At 43.2% G+C, this 12789-nt stretch carries 11 protein-coding genes; 5 read left to right on the top strand and 6 right to left on the bottom strand.

All coding sequences use genetic code 11. The features are described 5' to 3' along the window. Position 1 precedes the first annotated feature (1 nt). Positions 2 to 544, top strand: coding sequence for a DUF309 domain-containing protein (locus ACX6CI_RS04735; protein WP_458777023.1), 543 nt, complete (start codon positions 2 to 4; stop codon positions 542 to 544). A gap of 110 nt (positions 545 to 654) precedes the next feature. Here the strand turns inward: ACX6CI_RS04735 and ACX6CI_RS04730 are convergent, their stop codons facing one another. Genes ACX6CI_RS04730 through ACX6CI_RS04720 form a run of 3 tightly spaced genes read right to left on the bottom strand, consistent with a single transcriptional unit; the run spans position 655 to position 2324 of the window. Further along, positions 655 to 1272 (bottom strand): nitrite reductase, encoded by a 618-nt coding sequence (locus ACX6CI_RS04730; RefSeq protein ID WP_458777022.1) that lies wholly within the window; start codon positions 1270 to 1272, stop codon positions 655 to 657. Positions 1273 to 1325: 53 nt separating this feature from the next. After that, positions 1326 to 2099 (bottom strand): NRDE family protein, encoded by a 774-nt coding sequence (locus tag ACX6CI_RS04725; RefSeq protein WP_458777021.1) that lies wholly within the window; start codon positions 2097 to 2099, stop codon positions 1326 to 1328. Between the two features lie 3 nt (positions 2100 to 2102). Then, entirely contained in the window at positions 2103 to 2324 is a 222-nt protein-coding gene (locus ACX6CI_RS04720; RefSeq protein ID WP_458777020.1) for a hypothetical protein, read from the bottom strand. Between the two features lie 127 nt (positions 2325 to 2451). Between ACX6CI_RS04720 and ACX6CI_RS04715 the strand changes: the two genes are divergently transcribed. Next, the gene (locus tag ACX6CI_RS04715; protein WP_458777019.1) at positions 2452 to 2955 is read left to right on the top strand and encodes an NUDIX hydrolase; all 504 of its coding nucleotides are present in this window, start codon (positions 2452 to 2454) and stop codon (positions 2953 to 2955) included. Positions 2956 to 3181: 226 nt separating this feature from the next. After that, complete coding sequence (locus tag ACX6CI_RS04710) at positions 3182 to 3559, top strand: DUF2237 family protein (RefSeq protein ID WP_458777018.1); 378 nt, start codon at positions 3182 to 3184, stop codon at positions 3557 to 3559. 168 nt (positions 3560 to 3727) lie between these two features. Here ACX6CI_RS04710 and ACX6CI_RS04705 read toward each other — a convergent pair whose 3' ends face one another. Further along, the gene (locus tag ACX6CI_RS04705) at positions 3728 to 4282 is read right to left on the bottom strand and encodes a DJ-1 family glyoxalase III (protein ID WP_458777017.1); all 555 of its coding nucleotides are present in this window, start codon (positions 4280 to 4282) and stop codon (positions 3728 to 3730) included. Between the two features lie 193 nt (positions 4283 to 4475). On the opposite strand from ACX6CI_RS04705, the gene ACX6CI_RS04700 reads away from it, so the two are divergent. Beyond that, positions 4476 to 5186 (top strand): arginine N-succinyltransferase, encoded by a 711-nt coding sequence (locus ACX6CI_RS04700; protein ID WP_458777016.1) that lies wholly within the window; start codon positions 4476 to 4478, stop codon positions 5184 to 5186. A gap of 72 nt (positions 5187 to 5258) precedes the next feature. On the opposite strand, the gene ACX6CI_RS04695 is transcribed toward ACX6CI_RS04700, so the two are convergent. Together ACX6CI_RS04695 and ACX6CI_RS04690 are read right to left on the bottom strand one after the other, a co-directional pair. Then, positions 5259 to 7094, bottom strand: a complete 1836-nt coding sequence (locus tag ACX6CI_RS04695; protein ID WP_458777015.1) for a tetratricopeptide repeat protein — start codon at positions 7092 to 7094, stop codon at positions 5259 to 5261. Positions 7095 to 7331: 237 nt separating this feature from the next. Further along, the gene (locus tag ACX6CI_RS04690) at positions 7332 to 10712 is read right to left on the bottom strand and encodes a transglycosylase domain-containing protein (protein WP_458777014.1); all 3381 of its coding nucleotides are present in this window, start codon (positions 10710 to 10712) and stop codon (positions 7332 to 7334) included. Between the two features lie 323 nt (positions 10713 to 11035). On the opposite strand from ACX6CI_RS04690, the gene ACX6CI_RS04685 reads away from it, so the two are divergent. Further along, a complete protein-coding gene (locus ACX6CI_RS04685; RefSeq protein ID WP_458777013.1) occupies positions 11036 to 12733 on the top strand; it encodes a LysM peptidoglycan-binding domain-containing protein in 1698 nt (565 codons plus the stop codon). Positions 12734 to 12789: the final 56 nt, after the last annotated feature.

Below are 12789 nucleotides of genomic sequence, written 5' to 3'. Positions count from 1 at the left end.
CATGGAAAATGAGACATTTAATCCATTTGAAGACCGTTTCAGCAGGGATATGAGAAACGCGATGTCATCAGCCCTTGCAACCGCCATCGAAACAGGTGAGACAACTGAGCTGACAAGTGTTGTGGCATCCTATCGAAAACAGGATCTTGCCCCCCACTATCGTAACTATCTGGAGGTTCGATATGAACGCTTTACACTGGCCCTTGATAGTATCCATGTGGAACAAGAGCCTATTGAGCAAGCCGTGATCCTCTGGAATCAAAAATTATACTTTGAGGTACATGAAGTTTTAGAGCACGCCTGGTACGACGCTGGTGGGAATTACAAACTGCTCCTCCAGGCTCTTATACGGGCAGCAGGAACCTATGTGAAACTTGAGTGCGGATATACTGAAGTCGCAAAGAAAATTGCTGGTAAATCATGGCCTGTTCTTCAAGAAAACGAGAATCTACTCAGCAACTACTTTAATCCAGCACCCTTAATAGAAGCCCTCAAAAACCCAGTTTTAGAGGCACCGACACTGACACCCACAAACACCCAATAAACAAGCCCTGGTGCACAAAACAACAGCGTCCGGGAGAACCATGTGATTCTCCCGGACGTTGTGTGATCCATAGTAAAAAATCTAATAAATCAATAGAAGAACAGAGGCCATTACACTACGGGGTATGGAAATTCAGGATCGCTGAGCAGTTTAAAAAATCGCTGCTTCTTCTCTGTCTTTTTATCGTGAAATTCAACAAGGGTTTCAACCATTGTCAGGACATCATCTTCCCCAAGCTTTCTGCCGATACGAACACCCACCTTTGGAAAAGAACCACCCTTTCCACCAGCGTACATTTCAAAACCTTCCTTTGTACCAACTATTCCGATATCCGCAAGCTTTGCACCAGAGCAGCATAAGGTACAACCAGAAATAGAAATCTTAAACTTTGGCTTGGTATGTGTGCGACCAGAAAATCGATCGACGATCTTTGCACTTAAACCCTCTGTATCGGTGGCTCCAAGATTGCAATGGTCCCTTCCCTCACACACCTTGGGTAAAGGAAACTTACCCTTAGCCTTAAAGTCAGCACCAAGAGCTGCCAGACCGGTCTTTACCTCATCAACTATGCTCTCATTGATACCAGCAAGTCTTAAATTTTGCGCATTTGACAGATACACCTTCAGGTCATGCTTCGCTGCAATCTTATGGGCTTCAGCCATAATGCTTAGAGGCAGGCGACCTGCCGGTAAGAGTATGGTGACACTGGTTTTCTTTTCTTCACTCATTATGACGTATGCTCCTTTACATAATATTAAAAACAACATTTGCGACTACACTTCTATTTACCAAAACCCATCTCCAATTGAGACGAGACACTACTAGAATCTGGCCCATGTATGTAACTGATTTCTGTAAAAAATACATCTCCCTTATGGCCAACTTCCACCACTGCCGATGATCTTGTCCCGTAATCTGGTCCATCGATGAAGATAGGACTCAGAAACCGCTCAAAAGTTAAACCAATGCCAGTCTCAGGTAAGAGATTATCCGCAGGTACTTCATCGTCTGTTAGCACGTGAGTGATACGCCCCGCATCCACTCCGCCTTCTCTGCACATTTCATCTTTTAACAACTCTTTGCCACGGGTAACCTTAGGCCATGGAGTATCAAGGAGATGGTTACATAACCCATAAAATCCCGGTTTTAATATTCTCACTTCGTTTTGTCTATTAGAGAAATATACAAGCTCGCTATCATCTCCAAATAAAACATTAAAACCACCATATTTATGGGATTTTTTTGACAACCCTTCCATGGCATATATTGCCGAATCGTTACCACGAAGGTAGTCATATACAATATCGCCCCTCGACGGTTGCTCTGGCTGTGCGATCACACCATCTCTAAAATTGGTGATGGCTGCAATTTTGCCAGATTTTGTAACCCCGAGCCACATCCCTCCAGCCTGGAGATCTCGCCCTCCCAGGATGGTTTGCTCAGTATCAATATACCCCAAAGGAGCCGTAGATCGCGATCTGTACTCATCTCGATTGGCTGCAATAACAAACCTATGGGAGGATGTGCAGTTGTATGCTACAAAAACAAGGCACATAGATTAATCGGCCTGGGGCCAGGCAACATCTTTTTCTTCACTGCTGAGATAGCAGAACTTATTCCAGGAAAATTCTTTTTTAGATATTGGACAACGAAGAACCACCTTATGCTCTTCAATGGCTGCCACCTCCCAGTCTCCTTTACGCCTGCCATCTTCAATTCGAATTTTATCACCAACACTAAATGGATATTGTTTGAATACAATTACGTTGTGTTTCATCATATCACCTCACCCTTATCTTGTGTTAAAGTAGTTACCACAGTAACAGCTCTCTTGCTTTTGTCAGGAAACAGAGTAACAATTCCAAATGGAGTTTATAAAACGTATTTTATTAATTTAGGCGCTCTTAATGAAAAATCCGAATATCCAAGCCACTGCTGCCGTTGCGATTATCCGTTGTGAAGAGCCTACCCCCAGCTATCTTCTGCTTCGTAGAGCCTCGCATCCTAATGATCCCTGGTCAGGGCATTTTTCTTTTCCTGGCGGCAGAAAAGAGTCCTACGACACTACACTTTTTGATACCTGCCTGCGCGAAACCAAAGAAGAAACCGGAATAGAACTTGACCGGAGTCAACTGATACAAACCCTTCAACCTGAGGCCGCAGGTCAAAATCTCCAGCTGCTGTTATGGGTTCAGCCCTATCTCTTTTCACTGCCTAGCCCTCCAAAAATCGTTCTTGATACATCTGAAGTTGTAAATAGTGTTTGGGTGAAGGAGACAGAATTCACAAACCCCTCCGCCCACGAGGAGACTGAAATGGTTCCAGGGCGCGTTTTCCCCTCCTTTCCTCTCCAGGACTATTACCTGTGGGGATTTACCTATAAATTACTCGGTAAAATTATTAAGGGCTGACCTATTCTATCCCCAACAGACCTAAAATGGCCAAGATTCAGTACAGTAGTTCCTTGAAAGGTGTAAATCCCTTAATACTTACCTTCACAATACACTTTGAACCTATAGTTTTTTACAGCTTTTCAGGAATAAGGTTTTAAAATTAATTTGCCTTTTCCATCGGTTTTCTTACTGTTTTTGTAACTTGTTATAAATAATGTATCATCTAACGTAACAAAGGTGACCTATGACCGTACATAAAAATGTGCTTGGAACCCCGCTTGAAATCTGCAGCACTAATCCCATGACAGGTTTTACCCGGGAAGGTAACTGCAAGGTAACCGATAATGATTTTGGCATCCATGCCGTCTGCGTACAGGTCACCGAGGAATTTTTAAAATTTTCAAAAGAAAAGGGTAACGATCTGTCTACTCCCATGCCCTTTGCCGGTTTTGAAGGATTAAAGCCTGGAGACAGGTGGTGCCTCTGTGCTTCCCGCTGGAAAGAAGCTCTTGAAAACGATGCAGCCCCCCATGTAAACCTGCTCGCCACCCATGAAGCAACTCTTATGTTTGTCTCTTTGGAAGATCTTCTCGCCCATTCCTTAGATAACGGCCACAGTTAATGAGAATAAGTGTCCGGCTATATATAGATAGACACTTACTCTCGCATATTAGTACCTTACTCAGGAAAACCTGCTATAAAAGAAAGGTAGCGTAGACTCCGAGAAACTGAGTTGGGGTAAATTCATTGTTTCGAGTAATTGACAAGGTACTTATCCCGTTCATCGGGGTTAGACAATAGCCATTTGCTGTTCAACTTCTTTTCTTTTATCAGCTCCCATAACAATTTCCAAAAGGGCAAGAGAAAACTCTATTGAAGCTCCGGCACCATTTGCGGTGACGCAGTTCTTATCAAAAACGACACGTTCTGCGCTGTGGTCCTGGGAAGGAAGTTTTTCAATAAACATTGGGTGGCAGGTTGCATCCTTACCCTCAAGTAATCCCTGGCTGCCAAGCACCAGTGCAGGAGCGGCACATATGGCTCCGTATAAACGACCGGCATCATTTTGATGCTGCAGTAACTTCTGTAAAGGTTCCGACTTCGCAAGGTTTTCAGAGCCAGGAATCCCACCTGGTAAAACAATCAGGTCATAGTCTACGTTCACACACTCGGTGATGTTTTTTTGTGTGATCACAGGGACACCGTGGGAAGATGTCACAGTAAGAGCATCCATAACGGAGGCCAGATCAACTAAAGCACCAACTCTACGAAACACATCAACAACACTCAAGGCTTCGAGCATTTCAAAACCTTCGCCTAAGGGAACAAGAATTTTCTTTTCCATGGAATCTCCTCCAAGAGATGACATCTTAGTGCCTTACGTCTATACGTCTGCCCAAAAGAGCACACACCCAGAAATACAATTTAACGTGACCAATTCTATTAAAATGATGAATTCAAATATTATGGTATATACTATATATCAATTATTTTTTGGCAATTTACCTCTTTCATCCCCCAAAGAACAGGACGTATCAATGGACCAACAAACACCGAGTCAGATACCAAGTCAAATACCAAGTCAGCCACCAGCCAAAGCAACCGGTTTCAGTGTTATGCAAACCCTGGGCGTCGTTGCCCTTGCAATGCTTATCACCGCGATCGGAACTGTTTTTGCCATAAAGATTTTACTTTTTCCGCCGCCCTTTGATCCCGTCACACTGACAGAAAAAGAAGAGCATCAACTCGAAACTAAACTTGCAATCTTTGAAGGTTTTGGTGACACAACATCACATAACAACCAAACTCAAACTCCTGGTACACTAGCCCCTGAAAAATACACAGAGGACGACAGTGCGAGAATGGTTGATTTCACTGAACGGGAAATCAATGCCATGGTTGCAAAAAATACAGACCTGTCAGACAAGCTTGCCATCGACCTTGCTCAAGATATGGTGAGTGTCAAATTACTCATCCCGCTTGATCCTGATTTCCCGATGCTTGGCGGGAAAACGTTTAAGGTAAAGGCTGGTGCAGAACTGGCCTACAGACAGGGACGACCAGTGGTAAAACTAAAAGGAGTCAGTCTTATGGGGGTTCCCATGCCAAACAGTTGGCTTGGCGGGCTGAAAAACATCGATCTGGTAAAAGAATTTGGTTCAGATGAAGGGTTCTGGAAAGCCTTTGCAGACGGTGTGGATTCCATTGGGGTTGAAGAGGGCTTACTCAGAGTACAACTCAAGCCCTAAAAAAACAGGGCCACCGAAGTTCGGTGGCCCTGTTCATTGCCATGGGGTTACCATAGATAATTCCGTACAGTATCAACGCCCATCATCAAGGAGTGTTTCTACCACAGGCACATTCGTAGCGTCCTGCTGCATCATTGTACTGTTAAATGCACTATCAATTCCATCCATTTTAATCTCCTGAGCCTGCTGATCAGCAATGTTGATAAGATTTGGATCGATGAGGTTCATCTCCTGCTCCACCCTTTCAATATTGCCAAGAACCTTTGGAATTATCTCTGTATCAGGATACTTTACCAGGATATCCCGAAGCATCTGTCTTGATTCTATCAGTAGTGTCTTACGACTCTCAAGGTCTGTGGTTTTAGTAAACCTGATAAATAACCCTGCCGCCTTCTTTCTGTCTGCTTTTGCAGCCTGCAGGGAAATTTCTTGAATTTTATTCTCCGCCTTTACTCCATACTCACTGTCAAGAAGGTTGGTAAAGACATCAATGGCCTCATCAAATCTCTCCCCCTTAACAAGCAGCATACCGTTGTTCCACTGATGCTGTAACTCCTGCATAAGAGCCATTTTATCAGTTTCTTTTTCAACGGCGGCAGCAAGTAACAGCTCTTCATTTTTACCGCGTACCTGAAGCTGTTTGTCAGCATCAATAATTTCTGTGGGCATGGTTTCAAGCAATTCCAGAGCCTCATCAAATTTCTTTTCAGCTCCAAGTGTATCCACTTCTGCAATGAATGTATTGAACCAGTCATCAGCTCTCATAAGTGCTGACTCCCGGATAAAATCAACATTTGATGCAACTGGAGAATATGGATAGTTGGTTAAAAACTTATCCGCCTGCCAAACAATTTCATATCCGTCCTGATCTGGGATAAAACCAAGATAATTTCGAAGCATACCAGAGTATTCTGTGAGTTCCGGACTATCATCTAAGGATCGATCAAGAATAGATAGTTGTAATTTTGACCACTCTTCGAGTCGCCCTAGATTCTCATAATCCTCAGAAATCTTCTTATACTGAATTTCAGCAGATTTATAATCTCCCGCTGCGGTATACAGATCTGCAAGTATCTTTCTTAAAGAGACAAGGTCAGTTGCCTGCTCATCTGAATCTGACATCTGATCCACCACTTCTCGGTATACCTCAGTGGCCTTTTGCTCCTGATGCAGATACATAAGAGCATTACCGTACTTAATCTTGGCTCTCACGTGAACTCTTGGAATCTGAAAGGCAGGAATCTGTAACCAGACCTGAATAACCTCTTCATACTCACGGCTCTCATCGTAGCGATCAATGAGGGTCTCAAGTTTTGATAGATCAGCGCCTTCTTCTCTGGCATTCCAACCAGCACTCTCATCTTCTGACTCTGAGACCAACCCACCGCAAATTCCTTCCAGAAACTCAATATCGGCAGTCTGAAGCTGGAAGAGGTCGGAGCCGCTGATCTGTTCAGCAGTGGAAATTTTCTGAGCCTGGAGCATTTTACTGCGCAGGTCACTGTAGCCGTTAAGAACATTTTGCAGTCGTCTAAAGCAACGAACCATTACTGCTGCCTCGTCCTCGCCCACATCCATTCCTACGGATTTGGCATCAAGCTGCTTCCATTTGTCAAGTTTTCTGCCGTATTCAAAAATTCGATCATTCACATATACCATTGACGGAAGAACCACCTCAATATCTTCTTCCACAATCATATCATCCGAATCAATACCAACATCGAGATAACGCGGCTGTGTAACAGTTTTTACAACACTGGTATCAGTAGGAGTTGTAGTAACAGGGACCTGATAGGTAGTCGTGGCCACAGCAGGTGGCGGGGTAACTTTTGGTTGTTCAGGGATAGCACAACCGCCCATACTTACAACACAGAGTGAAAGAGCAATCTTCCATACATGTTTTTTCATAATTAATCTCAAGCTTTAGTGGGATACGAGCAACCTGGCAGCCACTCTGTTTCAATAATTAGTGCCTTACTTCGGATAAACAGTAATTAAAAAGGAGTCATCCGAAGTGAATTGTACATTCCAGAATGTAGTTTTGCGACCAAAAGCATACATAGACCGAACATATAGAGAGCTACAAGGCCTACTTTCCAATCTGCTGTAATTCCAGTTAAGTGTAAACATCGACAAATTCTCGATCTACTGTACAGCTTCTCCACTATTTTTCCAATATGGATCAAAGCTTCTTTCGTATACAAACCGTCCGGCTGCACTTTTTTTCCCAAAGGTTAGGATAGCAGGAGTATACCGTGAAAGCTCACTTACAGGGGTATAGGGTTCGATAACAAGCCCTCCAGCCTCAGCATCGACTCCCACATTAACCTGACCTTCTTCTGGTCGTTTTATGGCCAGACCATAAAACGACAAATCCACCGGATCAAGTTTACTTGTGTAATCCTGCTCAACTATAAGGGCATTTGCTATGGCACTCCAGGTAGGAAGAGCCCCCGCTGAACCACTTATACGACTACTTCTCCTGCGCATAGGACTATTATCATCATAACCTGCATAGACACCGATGGCATATCCGCCAGTCAGTGACATTGCAACACCGTCTGCTGCAACTTCTGGCATATAACCAAGAAATGAGGCATTTGTGTAATCATTAGCGGTTCCTGTTTTTCCAAGAAGCGGTACAGAAAGATCAAGCTCTTCAATTGGATCGACAACCTCTTTTGATCCCTCGTCCTTCTCTGCCCCTTTGAATTTTACAATTTTATTTGCAGCCCTGCCTGTACCAAATTTAACGATATTTTCAAGTATACCCCCGAGGGCGAGACTGGTCTTTTTATCAATAACCTTTTTTTCATTTCCAAATGGTTGATACAGGATGCGACCATCTGAGGATTCAATCCTGTCAATTATGGCAAGAGTGTCATTTTCTTCATCCTGCCCCTCTTCCGTAAATGTAGTAACGCTGCCCGAGACAAGTCCTTCATACATCCGTGTCGCCTCAAAGAGTGTGATCACATTGGAGCCCAGGGGAAATGAGAGTACCGCGTCAAGCTTACTGTTTATACCAAGCTCCCTTGACAGTTTTTTCAGATAAAACAATCCAACTGTTATCCTAAAGTCATCAATTTGAGCGAGGACTTCAAAATCATAGGGAAGCTGGTCCAGTAATTTTTGATACTCATACTCAACCTGAACTTTTGTCTTTTTATAGGCAAGTGCACTTAGGGTTTTATCCAGACTCACCTGTTCCCAAAACTCATTTCGCTGGTAGCTTCCCTGATGCCCAAGATAACCAACAAGATCTCTGAGCTGAATCCGCGTCAATCCTTCAGTCTCTGCCTTAGCTGAAAGGAAATAGAACGTATTGCTCAGTTCATTGACATAGAGTGCCGCACCCGACTCAGGAAGAGAAACAAGTCTAAGATCAGGAAAGGGATGGTCAACAATCTTATCGATCTCTGATCGTAAATTGTTAAGCTCATTATCTAGTTGTCCCAGCGCAAGATAGTTGTTTTTTAATAGGGACTTTCGAAGAATCAGTTCATTAATGGTTCTCTCCCGAGCCCTCTTGCGACTTTTTTCCTGTCTAATGGAAGTGTCGATATCTTTTGCAAAAATCTCATAATCCCTTCCATAATCCAAGTCTTTTAAAACCTTATATTCTTCAACCAGATCATCAAAGATAAAATCGGTTTCAAGATTTTTCACAGCCTGCTCATACGCAGCCTGATGCAGTGCTTTCTTGTTAACATTGATTCCATACCTGTCACGAATGCGATTACGAAAGGATCGATATGGCTCCTGCTCACCATCAACAACCCTGGGAGTAAGCCCTACTTTTTCAGCGACCTCATGAAATTCAGCAGGAGAAAGCTTGTCACAAAGATTTGCAAGCAACCACACTGATGCAACATTTTCAGAATGAACTCCAGCCCAGCTCATGGAAACCCATTCATGGGGACTGACATGATCCGGTCTTGGGAAATAGGGTTTACCGTGGAAAACAAAAAGATCCCTGGAATTCTTAAGCGGATCAGCACTATTCCAACCAAGTTGAAGGGCAGCAGCATAAACAAGAGGCTTAAAGGCTGACCCCATTGTCCGCTTGGCATGGATTGCACGATTAAAAAAGCGATTTTCACTACCACCTGCAATACTCTTTATCTTACCTTTTTGTACAACTATGGCCCCACCCTGTACCAACGGATATTTTTCAAGATTAAGAAGAGACGGCTCCCACGCTTCTGTGAGCTCACGCACACTCACCCAAACCCTGTCACCTGCCTGCAACTGTTTAACGAGAATATCAGCATCTTTTTTTTCAGCAGTAGACCAACGATTATTACGATACCTGGTATCAGCCAGGACCAGTTTTTTAATCCCTTCTGAATCAATGGTTCCGGTCCCAAGCTTTTTATCGAACAACACCTCTATAGCAAGATCTTTCCCCTTGCCTTCAATGGTTTGAATTGTACCAAATAAGAAAGCGCCTTTAAAAAGTGCACTATCACCGGTATATTCTTGGGCGGCCAGTTCGGCCTGAACCTCTTCACGCTTATAGCCGCGTAAACGAACATCAAGTCGTGAAAGTTCACTTCTAAGTGAACAGAGTGTCTCTTTTTGCAAGCCCTTATCAACCGTTGTGATAACCTTCACACCCGAGGTTGCGATATTTCCAAAATCAAGGGCTTCCAGAGCCTCACGCACAGCCGTCGTTGACACAGCCTCACGGACAAGCTCCATCGTATAATCGAGGGCAAATCCCACCTTACCTTTACGAAACTCAATCTCAGAAGCACGGGCCGTATTGTACGCATAGTTATCAATACGACCACTTTCGCGCATTTTATCCAGAACGTAGCGAAGTCTGGTTTTGGCACGCTGTTTCGCTTTTTCGACCCCTTCGTCTGTTTTTTTAATGAAAGGATTATAATAATTTGGTCGCTTAACACTTCCAGCAATAAAGGCACATTCAACAAGGGTAAGCTCCGAAGGTTTCTTATCAAAGTAATAGCGTGCAGCAACCCCAAGACCATGACCATTACCACTTACATAGAACTGATTTGCATAAAACTCAAAAATCTTCTCCTTGGGATAATGGTACTCAAGACGCAGTGCAAAAAGAAGTTCTTTGAGCTTTGCCTTATATGAGCGGTCCTCTCTTTTAAAAAGATTTTTCGCTGTCTGTTGGGTCAGAGTACTTCCGCCCTGCACGACCTTTCCTGCTTCAATATTTTTGATCATTGCACGACTAATACCACCAAGGTCAAAACCGAAATGCTCAAAAAAGCGACCGTCTTCAGCTGACACAAGGGCATTTACAAAATAAGAAGGTATCTCACTGTATTTAACGTATTGCCTATGGGCAGTATCGAAAAACACTCCAAGTTTTGTAACCCCATCGCTATAATAGACATGGCTTTCCCTGCCTAGTATTCGCTCTATACTCTCCTGACTGATTTCAGTACCTGGCTCTACAACAACAAGCATATATACCCAACCGGCGAAACCACCAACGGCAATAAATGAAAGAAAAAATATGGTTAAAGATAACTTTTTTAGCATGAAATTAAGTAATTGTTGAAACAAAGGACTCTAAAATGAGCTCAAAAAGAGGTTATAAGCCCTCAAAAGCTTATAAAACTTGCAATTGCGGACGACTTAGGGTTTAAATGTTGTCAATTATTTTCTGAGGTTAAACACTCATAACTGTACCCGGCCCGACAAAAGAAGCAAGTCGGGATGCATACCTTCTGTAAATTCATTCAGCAAAACAGAAAATGAATTTCTAAGGTACTAAGTATACTTGGATAACTCAATATGTGAGTTTCGACTTTACCAGTCTTTTACTGATCAAGTGGATAATAGTCCACCCTATAAATAACACGATGACTTTAAAATCAGTTCATTTCCCTTCGATATTCCTTTCTCTTGCTCTTATTTCTCTCGTTTCAGGCTGCGCCAGTATTGACCGACTGGATCTTTTTCAAGATGCACTGACTGAAGAAAACAGTTCTACAGAGGTCGCTGAAAACGACAAAGACCTTGTCAACCTTGAGCCTCTAATGTGCCTCAATGAGGAACTGCAAGAACTTGACCTAACTGGACTCTGGAGTCCTCCCGCTGAATCAGCTGTACAGCAGCCTGAGCAAGGTGTGCAATACAATTTTCCTGTAGTCTTTAATAAACAGGTCGATATGTATCTTAAGCTCTTTCAGGGCAAACAGAAAAAACAGTTTGGCCGCTGGTTAGCGAGGTCCGGTAAGTATAAGGATCTCATGGAAAAAGAGCTTTTAGCAGCCGGTTTACCTACTGATCTTATGTATCTTTCCATGATCGAAAGTGGCTACTATGAACTTGCCTATTCCCGCTCAAAAGCTGTCGGGCTCTGGCAATTCATGAAAGGTACCGGCAGGCAGTATAATCTCAAAGTTGACAAGTATGTCGATGAGCGAAGAGACCCTGTAAAGTCCACCAAGGCCGCTGTTACATATCTCTCTGATTTGTATAAGGAGTTTGGAGACTGGCATCTTGCTGTTGCTGCCTACAACGGTGGTCCTGGAAAAGTTCGTCATGGGTTACGTAAACATAAGGTCGATAATTTTTGGGCTCTTGCCTCGAAAAAACATCTTCGCACTGAAACCAAACGTTATGTTCCAAAACTGATTGCAGCTCTGGTTATTGCTAAAGATCCTGAAAAATATGGCTTTAGCAACATCGCCTATGACCAGCCTCTTGAGTTTGACACCATCACAGTTGGTCCAAACATGACGCTTAGTGCTGTTGCACTCATCAGCGACAGTAGTGAGAAAGAGATAAAGACTCTCAATCATGAGCTAAGACGTGGCAAAACCCCTGGGAATAAGGCTCGTTACGAGGTAAAAATTCCAGCACATAGTCTAGCGATTGCAAAGAAAAACATCTCTCGCCTCCACAGTATTGCAACGACTGGATACAAGACCCATAAGATTGCAAAAGGTGACACCCTCAATAAGATTTGCAAACGATATGATGTCAACAAGACAACACTACTCAAGGTCAATAATCTGCGAAGCAGCAAACTGACCCGGGGCCACAACCTTCGTATTCCATATAGTACCATTACCTATAGACTGCTACCTGAAGGCTCAACCGATGCTATGGCTGCCTATAAAGACAGTCTTGTTCTTCACCGGATAAAGCGTGGGGAAACAATCTCGAAGATCTCTTACAAGTATAAGGTTCCAGCAGAGATGATTGTCGCCTGGAACGGCTTAAAAAATGCTCATAGCATCCGCGAAGGTCAGCAACTCGCACTTTACATTGACCAGGGGAACTCATCATCACGCCCTCAAAATAGTCGTACTGTTGCAGGCAAAAACAGAACGAATGCGTCTTCAAACCTCACGGTTTTGAGACCCTATAAGAAAAAACGTCCTTCAGCAAATAGTGAAACACTTTTTCTTTATTACAACGTGAAAAACGGAGATTCCCTCTGGAGTATCTCCCGTAGGTTTAGCGCATCAACCGGAGACATAAAACGATGGAATAATCTCAAATCAAATATGATTCATCCCGGATCAACGCTAAAGCTTAAAAAAGGGTAAAACCAGTCTGGCTTTGCCCTCTATGTATTCCGATATCATATATTTCTACATGACGA

Source organism: Desulforhopalus glucosivorans, assembly GCF_054397165.1.
This window is presented reverse-complemented; position numbering and strand designations above follow the sequence as displayed.